The organism is Methylophilus sp. Leaf408, from assembly GCF_916856905.1.
GTDB lineage: Bacteria > Pseudomonadota > Gammaproteobacteria > Burkholderiales > Methylophilaceae > Methylophilus.
Genome location: NZ_CAKASK010000001.1, coordinates 287,651 through 306,675 on the forward strand (window position 1 = coordinate 287,651; position 19,025 = coordinate 306,675).

Consider the following 19,025-nt stretch of genomic DNA (forward strand, 5'->3'; position numbering starts at 1 on the left):
AATGAAAAGACTATTCTGGATACTGCTGGTGCTAAATCTGGTCGTGTTTGCCTATTTCAAGAGCGATGCTTTGTCACCTGCAGTGAGTAGCCTAAAGCCTGAGGTTCATCCCGAACAAATCAAGCTGCTAAGCGCCAGCGCGCTGGAATCTTACCCCAAGCGTACGGTGGCTCCCGCGCAAGACACTTCATTGGTTGCCAGCCCGCCACCTGCTGAAGCCGGTACTCCCGCTGCACCTGCAACTGAATCTAAAGTTGCTGACAAAAAAGATCCAGTCAAAACAGCCGAAACACGTCCCGCAGCTCCAGGCGTCTGTTATGAATGGAGCAGCTTTAATACGGCGAGAGTCAACGAAGCCGTTAATCTGGCGCAACAATTAAATATCAAAACCCAGGTGGGCCAGACGGTATACGGTCCTGAAAATATCCGCTACTGGATTTATAAGCCACCAATGGCTACCGCCGAAGCGGCGCAAACTAAAGCGGATGAGCTACGTAAACTGGGCGTGGAAGACTTCTTTATCGTTCAGGATGACCCGAAATGGCGTAACGCCATTTCTTTCGGCGTGTTCCGCGATGAGAAACTGGCTGACAAATTGATGGAAGACCTGAAAGCCAAAGGTGTCAGGTTGCTGATCAAATCTACCCGCAATGGCGGGCAAGGACAGGCCGCTATTAAACTGCAACATGTGAATGCCCAGCAATTTTCCAGTTTGCAGAAATCACAATCGAAGTTCCCGGATGCCGTATTGAAGGAAATACCTTGTCAGTAATTCTTTAACGGATTCAACAAAAAGCCCGCATTCGCGGGCTTTTTATTGTGTGAAAACTTGAACTGTTAACGCTTTTTAGGCGGTAACATATCCGTAATTGTGCCTTCTTTAAGCTCAGCAGCAAAACATACGGTTTCAGATAAGGTAGGGTGTGCGTGAATGGTTAAACCCAAATCATGCGCATCAGCTCCCATCTCAATCGCCAGCACTGCTTCAGCCAATAATTCACCCGCATTGATACCGACAATGCCGGCGCCAATCACACGATGTGTGTCTTTATCAAAGATCAGCTTGGTTGCGCCTTCGGTACGTGCAATGGATAAAGCACGACCACTGGCTGCCCAGGGGAAACTGGCTTTTTCGTATTCTATGCCTTTGGCTTTGGCGTCGGTCTCGGTCAAACCGACCCAGGCGATTTCCGGGTCGGTGTAAGCGACGGATGGAATCACGCTGGCAACAAATTCAACTTTGTGGCCGGCAATGACTTCGGCCGCCACTTTCGCTTCATGCGTTGCCTTGTGGGCTAGCATAGGTTGACCAACGATATCGCCAATGGCAAAAATATGGGGTACATTGGTACGCATTTGTTTGTCGACAGCGATAAAGCCACGCTCATCGACTGCAACGCCTGCATGTTCAGCGCCTATATTTTTACCATTTGGACGGCGGCCGATAGATACCAGCACGCGGTCATATTTCTGGGCTTCTTTAGGGGCGTTGGCGCCTTCGAAGTCTACATAAATGCCATCGGCTTTGGCCTCAAGTTTTGAGACCTTGGTCGATACCATAATACTTTCAAAGCGTTTTTCCATACGCTTCTGCAGTGGACGGATCAAGTCTCGGTCAGCGCCAGGAATCAGCCCATCCATAAATTCAACGACGCTGACTTTGGTGCCGAGCGCGTCATAAACAGTGCCCATTTCGAGACCGATAATGCCACCGCCAACTACCAGCATCCGGCCTGGAATATCTGCCAGTGCCAATGCGCCAGTGGAATCCATAATACGTTCGTCATCCGGCGCGCCAGGGAATTTAGTTGCTTGTGAGCCTGCGGCGATAATGGCGTTTTCAAAACCGACCAGTGTCACTTTGCCATCTTCCGCAGTCACTGCAATCTGGTTAGGGCTGGTAAATTTGCCCAAGCCGGTGATGACAGTCACGCCACGCGCTTTTGCCATTTGTGCCAGGCCGCCGGTCAGTTTGTTAACCACGTCATTGGATTTCCAGTCACGCAGCTTGTCCAGGTCAATATTGGGTTTGCCGAAGCTCAGGCCGTGGTGTTCAGTTTCTTCTGCTTCGGTGATGACTTTAGCGGTGTGAAGCAATGCTTTGGAAGGGATACATCCTACATTGAGACATACGCCGCCCAAGGTTGGATAACGCTCAACCAGCACTACCTTTAATCCAAGGTCGGCCGCGCGGAAAGCGGCTGTATAGCCGCCTGGGCCTGAGCCAAGTACCATCACCTGGCAGGTAACATCATGATTGCCAGTAACAACGGCAGGTTGTGGAGCAGGCGTCTTGTTTTCAGTTGCTGCTGGAGCAGTTGCAGGAGCTGATGCCGGTGCAAGGGCTGCCGGTTTTGTTTCTGTTGCAGCCTCAGCGGCAGTTTCTATTAACAAAATCAGGCTGCCTTTGGCGACTTTATCGCCAACCGCAATTTTCAGTTCCTTGACAACACCCGCGTGAGATGAGGGAATATCCATGGAAGCTTTGTCAGACTCAACTGTGACCAGTGAATCTTCTTTAGCGATGGTGTCGCCGACGGCAACTAACACTTCGATGACATCGACGCTGTCAAAATTGCCGATATCCGGCACCACTACTTCAACCATTTGACTCATGAAAACCTTACGTTCAAAAGAATTCTGCTATTTTAACACCAAAAAAACGATATCAGTTTTAGCGTGTTCTGCTGGCTTAACGGTTAGTCACCGGAATTTTCCCATTTGCAGGTGCTGAAAGCAGGAGTGGTTTTTGCGTGCAGATTTCATGACCGTAATTACCGCCGGTATCATCAGGCTCATAATAGTCATTCTTGAATGACCAGAGCTTGCCTGCTTTGGTGAATTGGCCAAGGCCGGTAGAGAATTCTGCAAACTTAGCATCAGACAGTTTAAATGTCATGGCAAGTTGTTTATTGCGCGTAATCGCTTGCCCGGTGTAGCTTTGTTTGTTTTCGGTATGGGTGGCCAGATCATACACTGCGATTTGTGAAGTGCTGTTGCGCCGGTTTTTTTTCAGGTAGATGGTGACTTCATAATCGCCGACAGTGATGTTGTTACCTTTGCAAAGGTATTCACCACTGTAATCGATTGTCGGGGCAGGGGCCGCCGAAGCAGGCATTGAAAAAGCGGATAGCAAACAAATTGCTGTCAAACAGGATTTAACGTTCATATGACTTCTGAGATAATTATTTGGCGAGAAAGTGTTTAAAAGTATGCAGTTTAAACCATACTTTTTGAATATCGTTTCATCATAATTCCAATTGCCCAAATTACCAAGTCTCTTTTGCCAATCCCGGGTGATCGCTTAATCGCGTGTAAGGCGCATGCTAGGGATATTTGTGAGAGAATACAGGCTCTTTCTCAAGAATTAATTGTCAGAATCCACTATGGTGCAACGTTCGTTTTTCCGTATTCCAGCGTTATTTTGGGCAAGCCTGTTTCTGATTGGAACACTTATCTATATATGGCGACTGCAACAACCACAGCCATTGATCGAAGTGCCTTCAGACGTTCTGCCGTTGCAATGTGTTTCGTATGCACCTTATTACAAGCCTGGCATGAACCCTACGCTTAAAGGTACTTTTGTCGATCCGTTGCAGATTGAACAAGATCTGCAAGCGTTGTCCAAAGTCACCAAATGTGTGCGTACTTATTCCGTTTCCCAAGGGCTGGATTATGTACCCAAGGCCGCGCAGAAGTATGGGATGCAGGTGATTCTTGGAGCTTGGGTGGGCTGGGTCGATGCCGACAATATGAAAGAACTTGAGCTGGCAGTGCAACAGGCAAATCAATACCCTGACACGGTGCGTGGCTTGGTGGTCGGTAACGAGGTGTTATTGCGTGGTGAGCAGACTGAAGCCAAGATGCATGAATACCTGCAATGGGCCAAACAGCGTACCAAAGTGCCTTTAACCTATGCGGATGTATGGGAGTTCTGGTTGAAGTATCCGACACTAGAACAAGAAGTCGATTTCGTGACAGTACATATCCTGCCTTACTGGGAAGATAAACCAGTGGCGATTGACCAGGCGGTTGCGCATACGGCATCCGTGATGGGGCATTTAGGCACTGTGTTCAAAAAACCGTTATTGATCGGTGAAACTGGTTGGCCTTCACAAGGGCGTCAACGTTTCCGTGCCAAACCGAGTGTGGTAAACCAGGTGCTGTACGTACGCGGATTTTTGCAGGCCGCCAAGCAAACCGGCTGGCAATACAATATTATTGAAGCCATGGATCAACCCTGGAAGCGCGAACTGGAAGGTACGGTAGGTGGTTTCTGGGGTATTTTTAATGACCAGTTGCAACCAAAATTCAATTTGCAAGGTCCAGTATCAGAACGCTCTGATGGCTGGGTGCCTTATATCATCGCCCTGGTTTTAGCGGCCGGTGGTGTAGGTTGGGGATTCCACAAACAATTGCCGAATAGCCAGAAAACCTTGTTAGGCGTGGTGGCTGCCGGTTTAGGCCTGCACGGTTTTTTACAAGTCGATTATGTGCAACTGGCCGCACGCAATACATTAGAGTTTGCTGCTTTGGGCGGGTTTATACTGCTGGGCTGGGCTTTAGTGCTACTGCAACTGCGTCATTGGTTAGGCTTAACCCCAAAATCATGTATTGAGCAATGCCTGTTACGGCTATTTGCGATAGGCTTGTTTTTGACCAGTGCCGGATTGGCTTTTAATGGGCGCTATCTTGATTTCCCGTTAATTCTGTCATGGTTACCTTTGATTGCCTTGCTGATCTCGCTGCTCACTGTAGAAGAACCTGATGCGACTTTTGCACCGGGCCCGCAGACAGGTATCTGGTTCACCGTGGTGATGGTACTGCTCGCAGCAAATCTGTCTGTGGCTGTGGCGATGATGGAGCCTGGTAATCTCACCGCCTGGTGGTGGAGTGCCGTGTGCGGCCTCGCCTTGTTTGTATTGCCGGCCAAAAGCATGCAGCTGGGCCATAAAGCCGACTGCGCTAGATCCGTTTAAAGAACAAATTGTTTAAGAAGGTGTAATAAGTGATGGTGTCTTGGTTTAAAAAACTGGTTCCTGGCCTGGTATTTGCCATTCTGTTTTCTGCATTACACTTTGGGCTTTGGGCGCTGACTAACCGTGCGTTACCACTGATCAATGTCAAGCCCGCTGTCAATGGCTTCGCCTACAGTGGCTACCGAGGCAATCAGAGTCCACTGGATGGGCAACATCCGAACACTGCCGAACTGGCAGAAGATCTGGACCTGATGTCCAAACATACGAAACATATTCGTATGTATTCTTCACTCGATTTGAATGAGACGATTCCACTCGCTTCCAGACGGAATATGAAGGTCATTGCCGGGGCCTGGATCGATACCGATGGTGCCAAAAACACGCGTGAAGTGTCAGCGTTGCTTGAGAAGATCGAAAACTACAGCAACATTGATCGTGTGATTGTCGGTAACGAATCTTTACTGCGTAATGATTTACCTACGGAAGCATTGATCAAATACCTGGATTTTGTCAGGGAACACAGTACGGTCCCTGTCTCAACCGCTGAGCCTTGGCACGTATGGCTCAAACACCCGGAACTGGTTAAACACGTGGATTATATTGCAGTGCATTTGCTGCCCTACCACGAAGGCGTCCCTGTTGAAGGTGCTGTGCAATACACCATCGAGCGTTATAACCAGTTGATGGCGGCTTTCCCACGTAAGAAAATAGTAATCACCGAGGTGGGCTGGCCTAGCCGTGGGCCTTCTATCGGTGCTTCTGTTGCCAGCGAGGTGAATCAGGCGCGTTTTATCCGTGAATTCCTGGCACGTAATTCGATTGAAGACCTCGATTTTTATCTGATGGAAGCTTTCGACCAGCCATGGAAAGTAGCGCTGGAAGGGTGGGCAGGTGCCTATTGGGGCATGTATAACGCTGACCGCCATCAAAAATATTCCTTACAAGGCGCAGTCCCGCCAAACACGCGCTGGATTGCCAAGGCAACATGGTCAACCGTGCTGGCATTTATTCCGATGATGTTTATCGCCTGGCGCTTCAAGCACTGGGGCATTGGTGGTGTATTGTCGATGGCGATATTGTTCCAGGCGTGTATCACCACGCTGACCATCGCCTGGAACCTGCCGGGAGATTATTACTACACGCTGCGTGATTTTGTCGTGCTGATAGGCTTGATTCTTGCCATTGCGCTGACTTCGATGGTGCTGATGATTTATGCCGCAGAGTTCAGTGAAGTGATGTTCAAACCGCAATGGCGGCGCCTGTTCAAACGTGCCACGCCTTTGCCAGCGGATGAAGAGCTGTTCGTTTCTATCCATTTGGCCTGCTATAACGAACCGCCGGATATGGTGATTGCCACCATCGAGAGTCTGCGCAACTTGCATTACACACAATACGAAGTGATTGTGGTTGATAACAATACCAAAGACGAAGCCAAGTGGAAGCCGATTGAAGCGTATATGGCAAACCTGCCGGACAACTTCCATTTTTACCATTTACCCTCGTGGCCGGGCTTTAAAGCCGGGGCATTGAATTTCGCATTGGATAAAACACATCCGGATGCCCAGGTTGTCGGCGTAGTCGATGCAGATTATGTGGTAACCACTGACTGGTTGTCTGACCTGGTACCGCATTTCCGCGAGACACAAGTTGCTGTAGTACAGGCACCCCAGGCGCACCGTGAATGGGAAAACCAGTTCTTCCACCGCATGTGTAACTGGGAGTTCGAAGGCTTTTTCCGTATCGGCATGCATCACCGCCATGAGCGTAATGCGCTGATCCAGCACGGTACGATGACGCTGATCCGCCGTGAATCATTGCAAACGCTTGGCGGCTGGTCTGAATGGTGTATTTGTGAAGATACCGAACTCGGTTTGCGTTTGCTCGAAAACAAAATGGAGTTGCGCTATATCGATGAAACGTTTGGCCGTGGCCTGACGCCTGCAAACTTCAAGGCATTAAAATCACAGCGCAACCGCTGGGCTTTCGGCGCCATGCAGATCCTCAAGCACCATATGCCCAAGTTGCTGGGTAAATCGACCCTGGATTTCAGCCAGCGCTATCACTTTCTCACCGGCTGGTTTGGCTGGTTTGGTGAAGCGTTGCAACTGATATTTACCCTTGGCTCCGTGTTATGGACGGTTGCCATGCTGGTATTCCCGAAACACTTTAGTCTGCCGGTAGTCGTCATGATTGTGCCTATCCTGTGTTTCCTGGCCATCAAGGCAATTCTGGGGCCGGTGCTTTACCGTAAAACCATGCATTGCAGCTGGACCGATATTTTTGGTGCTTCGCTGGCCAGCCTCGGTTTATCTCATGCCATTGCCAGGGGGATTATCGGTGGCCTCACTCACAAAGCAGGCGTGTTCGTGGTTACCAACAAAACCAAGGGTAAACTCAGCAACTGGCAATTGATTGATCCAATTAAAGAAGAATTACTGATCCTTATCCTGCTGGTTTTAAGCGGTTCAGCCATGTTGTACGCGCGTGGGTTCAGTAATCTGGATGCGCAATTATGGGTTTCCATGCTGGCATTGCAATCGTTACCTTACTGGAGTGCGGTCGCTTGCCAGTGGATTTCAGAAAAGCGTTAGGAATACCGAAACACGCTAGCAGTTGCAGTCAAACGCTCATCAATTCAGAGATACGCGTGATTTCAGAATAACGTTAATCGATTCCAACAATCGATTAACGTTCTATTTAACTTAAGGTTTTGGCAGGTTAAAAACAACAACGAATAGCATTTTGTCAGAGGCCTTTTTTCAGGATGATGTTTGATGAATGAAAAACCGCTTATCTACAAAGGCCGCGCGGCGAGTAGTAACCAGGTTAGCCGCTTTGACCCGCACACCCGCGAATCGCTCGATGATGGCTGGGGCAGCCTGGATGAAGAGCCGCCACCGCTACGCACTGAAGTGATGCTGGACGCGGCCAAGTCAGTCATCAACTACATTCAATCGCCAGACTTACCTTTTGACCGCACCCTGAATCCTTACCGTGGTTGTGAGCATGGCTGCATTTATTGCTATGCCCGTCCTACCCATGCTTTTTTAGGCATGTCACCAGGGCTCGATTTCGAATCAAAATTACTGATGAAACCGGATGTGGTGGATCTGCTTAAAAAGGAATTGGCCCATCCCAAATACAAATGTGCACCGATTGCCCTGGCGATGAATACCGATGGCTACCAGCCGATTGAACGGGAATATCAGCTTACGCGCCAGGTGATAAAAGTGCTTAGTGAAGCGAATCATCCTTTCAGCATGGTCACTAAATCGTCATTAGTCGAACGCGATATTGATTTGATAGCGCCTATGGCTGCCAAAGGCCTGGCCACTATTTACCTCAGCATTACGACTTTAGACAGGCAGATTGCGCGCCGTCTGGAACCACGTGCTGCTGCGCCTGAACGACGCTTTGAAACCTTGCGCAAATTAAGCGAGGCGGGAATACCTACAGGTGTCATGGTCGCACCGGTGATTCCGGCATTGACTGATAGTCACATGGAGCAAATCCTCGAAAAAGCGTATCAGGCTGGTGCAAGAAAAGCAGGTTATGTTTTCCTGCGTTTGCCGCACGAACTGACTAATTTGTTTGAAGAATGGTTACAACAGTACTTTCCGTTAAAAGCACAGCATGTCATGAGCCTGGTTAAGCAAAGCCGTGGTGGTAAGAGTTATCAAAGTGATTTTGGCAAGCGTATGCGTGGCAAAGGAATTTTTGCGGATTTGCTGGCGAACAGATTCAAGCTAAGTTGCCAGAAACTGGGCATGTCCGGCGAGCGGACCGGTTTTCGTACAGATCTGTTTAAAGTGCCAGAATCCTGGCGTCATAAACCCACTAGCGCACAGTTGGTGCTGTTTTAAAGTTTTATATGTCTGATTTGCTATTTGTTTACGGAACGCTGCGTAAAGGTAATTCGAATAAGATGGCAGAATATCTTTCCGTGCACGCTGAATTTTTAACGGAAGGCTGGTTTCAGGGGCATATGTACCAGATCAGTTATTATCCCGGAGTGATTGCCTCTGATGATATCAATGACCGTGCATATGGTGAGCTTTACAGGTTAATTGATCCGGAAACCGCGTTGGCGATATTAGATGATTATGAAGAGTGCAGTGCGCAGCATGCGCAACCTGCTGAATACAAGCGTATCACCACACCTATTAGTACCATGGATGGGAACATATTCGAACAGGTCTGGATTTATCTTTATCAATGGCCAATCACTGACAAGCTACTTATCAAAGAAGGTGATTTTATGAAACTGCTTGTAGAATCTTAAAAAAATAAAGGGCGCTGAATGCGCCCTTTATTTTTGTAATGTCAAAGAATTACAGCAACAAACGTCTTACATCACTTAGCATCACACGCAGGTGGCTGGTGAATCTTGCGCCATCAGCCCCATCAATCACACGGTGATCGTATGACAGTGACAATGGCATGATCAGGCGTGGATCAAACCCGCCTGAATCTTTGTTATAGACTGGTTGCATCGCAGCACGTGAAACCCCCAAGATCGCCACTTCAGGGCAGTTGATGATAGGGGTGAACATGGTACCGCCGATACCGCCCAGGCTGGAAATGGTAAAGCAACCGCCTTGCATTTCTTCAACCTTCAGCTTGCGCTCACGGGCTTTGGCAGACAGGTCAGCCAGGTCGCGTGCAATATCCATCACATCTTTCTGGTTGACGTCACGTACCACTGGCACGACCAAACCATCCGGCGTGTCGCAGGCAAAGCCAATGTTGTAATATTGCTTGAGGATAAGGCTATCACCTTCAGGTGACAGTGATGCATTGAAGTTAGGGTATGTGCGCAATGCATTAACCACTGCCTTCATCAGGAAAGCCAGCAATGTCAGCTTCACGCCGCGCTTTTCAGCTTCGACCAGCATAGATTTGCGGAAATCTTCCAGATCTGTGATGTCAGCTTCGTCAAATTGGGTGACGTGCGGAGCGGTGACCCAGTTACGGTGCAAGTTGGCACCGGACAGTTTTTTGATACGTGATAAAGGTTTGTTTTCGATTGTGCCAAACTGGCTGAAATCGATTACCGGCATAGGCAATGTGCTTAAGCCTGTACCAATGCCCATATTTTCACTACGCGGCTTGGATAGCTCGCCTTTGACATAGGCTTGCACGTCACTTTGCACAATACGGTTCTTGGGGCCAGTTGCCTTAACCAATGACAGGTTCACACCCAGTTCACGCGCAAATTTGCGTACGGAAGGGCTGGCATGTGCCAGCTTGCCTGTTGCACCTACGCTGGATTCAGCAACCGGATTTGGTGTGGATTGCGGTTGCACGACCTGCGGCGCTTCAGCGATAGGGCGGCTAGGCTCTGGAATCGCGACTGTTTTTTCATCTACCTTAACCGTGGCCACTACAGGCGTAGCGGTTGGTTGTGGTGCTGATTTCTCAGCCGGAGCCGCTTCGCCAGCGGTATCCAAGGTAATGATCAACGCGCCTTGCTTGGTTTTATCGCCCACATTAATGTGGATTTCTTTGACGACACCAGCAAGGGATGAGGGGATATCCATCGAGGCTTTGTCAGACTCAACGGTGATCAAAGAGTCTTCTTTTGCCACCGTGTCACCCACGCTGACCAGGACTTCAATGACGTCTACACTGTCAAAGTTGCCAATATCTGGCACGAGAACTTCTTTTAAGCTCATGTGTTAAACCTTTTATAAAAACGCGGTACTGCACTAAGCAGCACCGATAATGGCAAATTAAATCGTTGTCGGGTTAGCGCGGCTGATATCAATATTGTATTTCTTGATCGCCTCAGTGGCTTTTGTCGCTGGCAATTTGCCGTCGTCAGCCAGGGCTTTCAACGCGGCTAATACGACGTAGTAGCGGTCAACTTCAAAGAAACTGCGCAATGCTTCACGGGAGTCAGAACGACCGTAACCATCTGTACCCAGTGTTACAAAACGGTTGCTGACGTAGTTGCGGATCTGGTCGGCAAATGAGCGCATGTAGTCGGTAGACGCAATCACCGGTCCTTCTGCATTAGCCAGTGACTGTGCCACGTAGCTTAGTTTTGGCTTGGCTTCAGGATTCAGCAGGTTTTGACGCTCGGCATCAATACCGTCTCTACGCAATTCAGTAAAGCTGGTTACGCTCCAGATATCGGCAGACACGCCCCAGTCTTTTTCCAGTAATTCGGCCGCAGCAATCACTTCACGCAGGATCACGCCGGAACCCATCAGTTGTACTTTTGGGCCTTTGGCTTTGGATTTACTGAAGCTGTACATGCCTTTCAGGATGCCTTCGGCACTGCCTTCCGGCATCGCTGGATGGCTGTAGTTCTCGTTCATCAGGGTGATGTAGTAATACACATCTTCCTGGTTTTGCACCATGCGGCGCATGCCTTCCTGGATGATCACGGCCAGTTCGTAAGCAAAGGTCGGGTCATAGCTGATGCAGTTCGGGATTGTCGCTGACATCAGGTGGCTATGGCCATCTTCATGCTGCAAGCCTTCGCCGTTCAATGTGGTACGACCTGCGGTTGCACCTAGCAGGAAGCCACGTGCACGGCTGTCGCCAGCGGCCCAGGCAAAGTCGCCGATACGCTGGAAACCGAACATTGAGTAGTAAATGTAGAACGGGATCATCTGGGTGCCGGTGACGCTGTAAGACGTCGCAGCTGCCAGCCAGCTGGCGAATGAACCAGCCTCGTTAATGCCTTCTTCCAGGATCTGTCCGCTTTGTGATTCCTTGTAGAACATCACCTGGTCAGAATCCTGTGGTTCGTACAACTGGCCGACAGAAGAGTAAATACCCAGTTGGCGGAACATGCCTTCCATACCAAAGGTCCGGGCTTCATCCGGCACAATAGGCACTACGTATTTACCAACCTGCTTGTCTCTCACCAAAGTGGACAGGATACGCACAAACGCCATGGTGGTAGAAATTTCACGCTCACCGGTAGCGCCTAGCATATTTTCAAAGGCAGATAGCTCAGGCACGGTCAGTTCGTTACCTTTACGGCGACGGGCTGGTACAAAGCCACCCAATGCCGCGCGACGTTCCATCATATACTTGATTTCCGGGCTATCTTCGCCTGGATGGTAGTAAGACAAGCTTTCTACCTGTTCATCAGTCAATGCCAGGTCAAAGCGGTCACGGAAAGCTTTCAGTGAAGAAATGTCCATGCTTTTTTGCTGGTGAGTAGTGTTCTGGCCTTCACCGGCGTCGCCCATGCCATAACCCTTCACGGTTTTCGCCAGAATGACGGTTGGTTGACCTTTGTGATTTACCGCTGCGTGATAGGCAGAATAGACTTTATGCGGATCATGACCGCCACGGTTCAGGCGCCAGATGTCTGCATCAGACATCGCAGCCACCATTTCGCGCAGCTCAGGGTACTTGCCAAAGAAGTGTTCACGCGTATACGCGCCACCTTTTTGCTTGAAGTTCTGGTATTCGCCATCCACGCATTCTTCCATGCGTTTGCGGAGAAGACCATCTTTGTCCATGGCCAGCAATGGATCCCAGTAAGAACCCCAGATGACTTTGATCGCATTCCAGCCCGCACCACGGAAGTTGGATTCGAGTTCCTGAATAATCTTGCCGTTACCACGCACCGGGCCGTCCAGGCGTTGCAGGTTACAGTTAATGACGAAAATCAGGTTATCCAGGCCTTCACGCGCGGCCAGTGAAATCGCGCCTTGTGATTCCGGCTCATCCATCTCTCCATCGCCGCAGAATACCCATACTTTACGGTCAGCAGTGTCTGCAATGCCGCGGTTATGCAGATATTTGAGGAAGCGTGCCTGGTAAATACCAGCCAGTGGGCCTAGCCCCATAGACACCGTTGGAAACTGCCAGAAATCAGGCATCAACCATGGGTGAGGATAGCTGGAAAGACCATTGCCGCCGGTTTCCTGGCGGAAGTTATCCATTTGCTCTGCTGTGATACGGCCTTCCAGGAAAGCACGTGCATACACGCCTGGGGACGAATGGCCCTGGAAATACACACAGTCGCCACCAAAACTTTCGTTTGCAGCGCGGAAAAAATGGTTAAAAGCAACGTCATACAAAGTAGCCGCTGACTGGAAGCTGGCAATATGACCACCGATGCCTGGCGATTTTTCATTTGCGCGCAGCACGGTCATGATTGAGTTCCAGCGGATCAGCGCGCGAATGCGGCGCTCCATCTCCGGGTCGCCAGGTAGTTTGCTCTGTTGATGTGTAGGAATCGTGTTGACGTATGAAGTCGTTGCTTTGTACGGCAAATGGCCGCCTGAACGGCGGGCCTGATCAATCATTGCTTCCAGCAGGAAGTGGGCACGTTCTGGCCCTTCATTCTCAATAACTGCGCTGAGTGCGTCTAACCATTCCTGGGTTTCTTGAGCATCAGTTTCATTGAGGTGTGCTTGCGAATGCGTTGCCATGCGTGAGGATTCTCCGAGTTTTAAGTCGCTGTGCGTATAATCCAGGTCTGTACTTACCAAATATCAGTGCCTGGAGTTGAGCAATTGTTGATTACCAAGAAGGGGTTCCGAAGTCGGATACTTGTTATTTTAATGGTATCACGTTGCGCGCCGCCATGGTGATGGCGAGGCCAACCTTTCAATCAGCCATAAGTGTCTCTTTTTTAGTGCTTTTGGTCAAGTTTTGCTTGAATTAACAATGCCTAACTACAGGTATTTGCTACGTTTATTTGATATTTTATATAAGAGTGTTTTCTGACTGTATGCATATTAACTGGTCCCATAATTTAGCCTTAAACGAATCATCCATACTGGATTTTTCGCAGCATGTATTACTGGTATTTGTTGATGTATTGCCAGCAACCATGCCATTTCAACCCTCGCTGGAAAATAAACTCAAACGCAGCCAATCCACGTTGAAGGATATAGAGGACAAGCCTGTTTATTTAGAATTGGCTGATGGGGCATTGATCAGTATGGTGCAGCTTAAAACTGCACAGTCAGTTTTTGAGCAGCAGACTTTGCTCAGGCAAGCACTTAAACCGCTGCTCGCCGAACGACCAACCAGACTTGCAATGGCTGTTTACGGGCAAGCCATAGATTCCGTTGCAAAGTTGGCCGCATATGTCGCGCTAGTGAATGCTCAGAATTTACCTGCGTTAAAGCGCGACGCTAAATTAGCCGGGTTAAAAGATATCTGCATATTTGGCATTGATGCATTGCCGTGGATGACTGAAGTAGAAGCTACTGCCGCCGCTAACACTTTATGCCGCACACTTACGCTAACACCGCCCAATCAGCAGACGCCAAAGTTATACAGGGAGCGCTTGCAGGCATTAGCCAGCGAGCAAAACTGGCAGTATGCCGAATGGAATGTCGAACAACTGAAAGCCATGGGCGCTGGCGCTTTTGTGGCGGTCGCACAAGGGTCTGAGCCGCAAGATGCCGCCATCGTAAAACTGTCTTACCGTCATGCACAAGCATCGAAAACCCTGGCATTGGTAGGCAAAGGTATTTGCTTCGATACTGGCGGCCATAACCTCAAGTCTTCAAAATATATGCAGGGTATGCACCAGGATATGAATGGCAGTGCGGTGGCAGTCAGCATTTTGCAAGCCATTAGCACCCAACAATTGCCGGTTAATGTGGATTGCTGGCTGGCCCTCGCGCAAAACCATATCGGGCCTAATGCTTATAAGCAAAACGATGTGGTGACGGCGCTCAATGGCATGACCATTGAAATTGTGCACACCGATGCCGAAGGGCGCATGGTGCTGGCAGATACCTTAACACTAGCCAGCCGTGAAAAGCCGGATGCGATCCTGGATTTCGCAACCCTGACCGGCAGCATGCAAACAGCTTTGGGCACGCGTATGAGTGGCATTATAGCCAATTCACAGGCCTTGGCGTCTCAAGTAGCTGAGGCGGGTATCGTCAGCGGCGAGCGCGTAGTTGTTTTTCCGTATGCCGAGGATTACGACAGCGAGCTGGATAGCGAGATTGCCGATATCAAGCAATGCACTATGGAAAGCGATGCTGATCACATCATTGCCGCACGCTTTCTGGGCAAGTTTTTAGAAGGCAACATCTCATGGTGTCACGTCGATTTGTCTTCTTGTGCGCACAAAGACGGGCTAGGTGCGGTAGCAAGTGAGGTCAATGGTTTTGGCGTTGCATTGACTTTGCAATGGTTAAAAACCTTTCTTGCCGAATAGTCTTTTAACCGCAGGCGCCGCAACGGGCCAGCCATTCGCGTCCCTTAAGCATCAGGTTCCAGTATAGCCATGGTAAAACATACTTCTTCAGCAACCAGGCAGAGCGGCGCGGTTTGGTGGAATCCCAGGGGAACGTAGGCACAATCTTGCCACCATACCCGAATTCGGCGAGGATGATTTTGCCTTTTTCTACCGTCAGCGGGCACGAACCATAACCGTCGTAGCGCGAAGGCAACGCTTTTCCTTCACGTTGCGCCAGCAGGTTTTCGGCAGCGATCACGACTTGCTTGCGCGCGGCTGCAGCGGTTTTGGCATTAGGCGTGCTGGTGCAATCGCCGACACCAAATACTTCAGGGTAACGGACATGCTGCAAGCTGTGCTGATCCACTTCCACCCAGCCATCCGCATTTACTAACGGGCTTTGCTTCAAGAAATCCAGTGCTGTTTGTGGTGGCACTACATGCAGTAAATCAAACGGTTTGCTGATACGGGTCACATTGCCATCCGCATCTTTCACATTGAACCAGGCCGTTTTGGCTGGGCCATCTACTTCTACCAATGTGCTATTGAGATTAAGGTTAACTTTATAACGGCGGATATATTGCATTAAAGGCTCAACGTACTCTTTTACGCCAAACAACGCCGGTGTTGAGCTATAGAATGAAGCTTTAATATGACCCAAGCGGTTTTTGCCTTGCCATTCTGCGCATGAAAGATAAAGTGCTTTTTGTGGAGCACCCGCGCATTTGATCGGCATGGGTGGTTGAGTGAAAATCGCCTCACCTGATTCCAGTTGCTGTACCAGTTGCCAGGTATAAGGTGCCAGATCAAACCGGTAATTGGAAGTAACGCCATTTTTGCCTAACGTCTCAGTCAGGCCTTTAATGCCTTCCCAGTTCAGCTTCAAGCCCGCCGCAACCACCAGTTGTGTGTATTGAATAGTGCCTAGCTTGTCTGTAACCACTTGTTTCTCAGTCGGCTGAAATTCCGTCACCGCTGCCTGTAACCAGGTAATACCGTCTGGAATAGCCTCAGCCATTGGCCTGACGGTTTTGTTGACATCAAATTCGCCTGCGCCTACTAATGTCCAGGCGGGTTGGTAATAGTGTTTATCGGAAGGTTCGATGATGGCAATGGTGAGTGATGGCGCGCGCTTTTTTACACTTGCCGCAAGTGCGCTGCCAGCGCTGCCGCCTCCCACAATGACAATGTCATAGGATATGTGACTCATAATATTTTTCCCTAAGTAATGAGGTCAGAATTCAAGATAAACGGAATTAAGTGTCTGTGCGAGCGAATTGCCGTTGCACGGTACTCGAAACTTTTATACATATTGCAAGTATGCCGGTTTCTGCATGCCGTGCGCCTGGCACTTCATTTTGCGGGACGACTTATTCAGGGAATCATTAACGTTTTAGCCAGCCTAGCACACGTGACGACAGGTTCTGTCCGTCACCGCCTTGCTGGCTGCAACAGTCTGGTTTGTTCATGGCGTCAGACTGTAATGTTTGCTGATAAACGTTATTGGCCCGGTTGCCGGTACGGCAAAAGCCAAGCGCTGACCCTTGATGCTGGCTGAGCAGGGCGCGTAACTGATTGACATGCTCAGGTTGAATCTGGTTGGGAATCACAGGTATATAGGCATAAGCCAGCCCTAATGCTCTGGCTTTTTCGGCAAGCGCTGCATTGGTTGGTTGTGCCTCTCCACCTTCATTATCCGGGCGGAAATTGATCACTAATTTGAAACCCTGACTGGCGACGGTTTCCAAATCGGCTTCAGTTAATTGACCGCTGGTACTAAAGCGTTGATCAATTTTTTTGATATCCATACTGGCTCCTGGGCATTCTTAAAACTGGATTGCGACGGCTTTTTGGCAAAACTCACGGTGCAGTACCTGTATGACAGACAGCGCAGCGGGGCTGCTGATACTGTAATACATATTTTTGCCTTCCCGGCGGGTAGTCACCAGTTGCGCTTCACGCAAGACGGTTAATTGTTGTGACAGGCTGGGTTGGCGTAAATTCAAACTGGTTTCCAGTGCACTGACAGACTTTTCACCTTGCGACAGCTGGCACAACAGCATCAACCTGTCGCTGTTTGCCATCACTTTCAAAAGACTGCTGGCTTGGTCGGCCGACGCTCTCAACTGCTCAAAAATATTTGCTGCAATTTCCGACATCTGCGTAATACCCCTATTGAAGATCATTATTTTTATATTATTTGAATGGATTCATTGATTCCCAGATCAATAGCCAGTGATACGAATCAATAAGGACAAGCAGAATATGTCCTGATGATTGTCACTACTTTGATAGCTGATGACTCAATTATGATAAAGTTTATCGCATAAAAGTGTGTCGTTGGAAGTTCTGCGTTAACGTGCAGACTCAAAATAAAAAACAAACTGGGGAACTGGATATTATGCAATCACTGTCATGGATGAGTCTGTTTCCCGAGCTGGAAGCACTTGAAGAGTCGAATAAAAAATTATTATTGCAATATGCCCGTATCGTAGAAGCGCCGGTGGGCACGATTGGTTACCAGGAGGGCGATCACTGTAGTGGCTATGTTTTACGCCTGAAGGGCCGTTCACGTGTTTACAAAATGTCTGCCAGCGGACGCGAAATCCTGCTTTACCGCGTAGGCGCCGGTGAAACCTGCGTCATTACCACCACCTGCCTGTTAGGCAATAGCCAATATCCAGCTTCCACTATTGTGGAGGAAGAGATCCAGGATGTGATTGTGCCGGATGCGATTTTTCAGCGCCTGATGATAGATTCCCCGGTATTTCGGCAATATGTGATGCAGAATTACGGGGCATTGATCAGCGACCTGATTGTGCTGCTGGATGAAGTGGCTTTTCAGACGCTGGATGCGCGCCTCGCTAAGTGTCTGCTGGATGTAGGCAATAACACCATTCAACGGACGCATCAGCAGATTGCCGATGAACTGGGCACCGCGCGCGAAGTCATCAGCCGCCAGTTAAAACGGCTGGAACAAAAGGGCTGGCTTTCAATGGGCCGCGGCGTGATTGAAATACAGCAGCGCGGCGAATTACTCAAACTCGCCAATAGCAGTCAGTAAAAAATCTGTATCTGCATCGATACAAATCCGCCACAGACCGATACATCTAGCAGTCGTCTCTCATGATTGAATGCACGTTATGCAAATAACTGCATCAAGCAGGTTTTGTTGAGAGGAAAAAGTGAATGCGAAAACTCATATCAGTAAGTGTTGTATTAATGGCAACCAGCCAGATGGCGTTTGCTGATCAAACGTTTATTGACAGGGCGCGCGTGCTGTCGGTCAGTCCGCAAGTGCAGCGTGTCAACCAGCCCCGCCAGGAATGTCAAACTGCCTATGTGCGCGAAAGTGTGTATGCGCAACCTCAGCGTTCTAACACTGGTGCCATTATCGGAGGGGTGGCCGGTGGTTTATTGGGCAGTACGATTGGTAAAGGCGGTGGGCGCGTCGCTGCGGCTGCAGTCGGTGCAGGTGTTGGCGCGATTGTGGGTGATCGGGTCGGTAACCAGAATGTATATAGCCAGGAGCGTGTAGTGACACGCCCGGTTGAACAGTGTGTAGTGGTTGACCAATGGCAAATGGTGACGACTGGCTATATGGTCAATTATGAGTATCAGGGCCGTCAATACAGCACTTTAATGGATAGGGACCCTGGTCCGGTGATGGATGTGACTGTTAGGATGAGGCCGCATTACACCCAGATTCAACCTGTACCGGTGATTTATCGTCCTGTGGCCTACGGTGCTTCGGATTTTCATCCAAGACCTGGCAAAGGGCATGGAGCACATAAGCCACGTCGTTATTGGGAGTAAAGCGGTAATTCGGGATGTGAGCGAAAGTTTTACCCTGAATGGATAACGCTCTG

The 19,025-nt window shown here is 49.4% G+C and carries 15 protein-coding genes; 8 read left to right on the forward strand and 7 right to left on the reverse strand.

Features of this window, described 5'->3' with window-relative positions:
* The first annotated feature begins 1 nt into the window (after position 1).
* The gene (locus tag LPA26_RS01240) at positions 2-772 is read left to right on the forward strand and encodes an SPOR domain-containing protein (protein ID WP_229007027.1); all 771 of its coding nucleotides are present in this window, start codon (positions 2-4) and stop codon (positions 770-772) included.
* A gap of 65 nt (positions 773-837) precedes the next feature.
* Here the strand turns inward: LPA26_RS01240 and lpdA are convergent, their stop codons facing one another.
* On the reverse strand, positions 838-2,616 hold the full coding sequence (lpdA, locus tag LPA26_RS01245) for a dihydrolipoyl dehydrogenase (RefSeq protein WP_229007028.1): 1,779 nt from the start codon (positions 2,614-2,616) through the stop codon (positions 838-840).
* A gap of 76 nt (positions 2,617-2,692) precedes the next feature.
* Entirely contained in the window at positions 2,693-3,118 is a 426-nt protein-coding gene (locus tag LPA26_RS01250) for a hypothetical protein (RefSeq protein ID WP_229007029.1), read from the reverse strand.
* Positions 3,119-3,371: 253 nt separating this feature from the next.
* On the opposite strand from LPA26_RS01250, the gene LPA26_RS01255 reads away from it, so the two are divergent.
* The 4 genes from LPA26_RS01255 (at position 3,372) to LPA26_RS01270 (ending at position 9,261) form a co-directional block, all read left to right on the forward strand.
* Positions 3,372-4,979, forward strand: a complete 1,608-nt coding sequence (locus LPA26_RS01255) for a hypothetical protein (protein ID WP_229007030.1) — start codon at positions 3,372-3,374, stop codon at positions 4,977-4,979.
* A 32-nt stretch (positions 4,980-5,011) separates the two neighbouring features.
* Complete coding sequence (locus LPA26_RS01260) at positions 5,012-7,570, forward strand: glycosyltransferase (protein WP_055871048.1); 2,559 nt, start codon at positions 5,012-5,014, stop codon at positions 7,568-7,570.
* A gap of 183 nt (positions 7,571-7,753) precedes the next feature.
* Complete coding sequence (locus LPA26_RS01265) at positions 7,754-8,842, forward strand: PA0069 family radical SAM protein (RefSeq protein WP_229007031.1); 1,089 nt, start codon at positions 7,754-7,756, stop codon at positions 8,840-8,842.
* 8 nt (positions 8,843-8,850) lie between these two features.
* Entirely contained in the window at positions 8,851-9,261 is a 411-nt protein-coding gene (locus tag LPA26_RS01270; protein WP_229007032.1) for a gamma-glutamylcyclotransferase, read from the forward strand.
* 49 nt (positions 9,262-9,310) lie between these two features.
* Here the strand turns inward: LPA26_RS01270 and aceF are convergent, their stop codons facing one another.
* The gene (aceF, locus tag LPA26_RS01275) at positions 9,311-10,654 is read right to left on the reverse strand and encodes a dihydrolipoyllysine-residue acetyltransferase (RefSeq protein WP_229007033.1); all 1,344 of its coding nucleotides are present in this window, start codon (positions 10,652-10,654) and stop codon (positions 9,311-9,313) included.
* A 57-nt stretch (positions 10,655-10,711) separates the two neighbouring features.
* Positions 10,712-13,381 carry a pyruvate dehydrogenase (acetyl-transferring), homodimeric type gene (aceE, locus tag LPA26_RS01280; RefSeq protein ID WP_055871120.1) on the reverse strand — a complete coding sequence of 890 codons (2,670 nt, stop codon included), beginning with the start codon at positions 13,379-13,381 and terminating at the stop codon, positions 10,712-10,714.
* Between the two features lie 302 nt (positions 13,382-13,683).
* Here aceE and LPA26_RS01285 point away from each other — a divergent pair, with 302 nt between their 5' ends.
* Positions 13,684-15,135, forward strand: a complete 1,452-nt coding sequence (locus LPA26_RS01285) for a leucyl aminopeptidase family protein (protein WP_229007034.1) — start codon at positions 13,684-13,686, stop codon at positions 15,133-15,135.
* Positions 15,136-15,139: 4 nt separating this feature from the next.
* On the opposite strand, the gene LPA26_RS01290 is transcribed toward LPA26_RS01285, so the two are convergent.
* The 3 genes from LPA26_RS01290 to LPA26_RS01300 form a co-directional block, all read right to left on the reverse strand.
* Positions 15,140-16,366 carry an FAD/NAD(P)-binding oxidoreductase gene (locus LPA26_RS01290; protein WP_229007035.1) on the reverse strand — a complete coding sequence of 409 codons (1,227 nt, stop codon included), beginning with the start codon at positions 16,364-16,366 and terminating at the stop codon, positions 15,140-15,142.
* A gap of 175 nt (positions 16,367-16,541) precedes the next feature.
* Positions 16,542-16,964, reverse strand: a complete 423-nt coding sequence (locus LPA26_RS01295; RefSeq protein ID WP_229007036.1) for a TIGR01244 family sulfur transferase — start codon at positions 16,962-16,964, stop codon at positions 16,542-16,544.
* Positions 16,965-16,982: 18 nt separating this feature from the next.
* Positions 16,983-17,315: a helix-turn-helix transcriptional regulator gene (locus tag LPA26_RS01300; RefSeq protein ID WP_055830005.1), complete on the reverse strand. Its 333-nt coding sequence runs from the start codon at positions 17,313-17,315 to the stop codon at positions 16,983-16,985.
* 242 nt (positions 17,316-17,557) lie between these two features.
* Here LPA26_RS01300 and LPA26_RS01305 point away from each other — a divergent pair, with 242 nt between their 5' ends.
* On the forward strand, positions 17,558-18,220 hold the full coding sequence (locus tag LPA26_RS01305; RefSeq protein ID WP_055829502.1) for a Crp/Fnr family transcriptional regulator: 663 nt from the start codon (positions 17,558-17,560) through the stop codon (positions 18,218-18,220).
* A 125-nt stretch (positions 18,221-18,345) separates the two neighbouring features.
* Positions 18,346-18,972 carry a glycine zipper 2TM domain-containing protein gene (locus tag LPA26_RS01310; RefSeq protein ID WP_229007037.1) on the forward strand — a complete coding sequence of 209 codons (627 nt, stop codon included), beginning with the start codon at positions 18,346-18,348 and terminating at the stop codon, positions 18,970-18,972.
* Positions 18,973-19,025 lie beyond the last annotated feature (53 nt).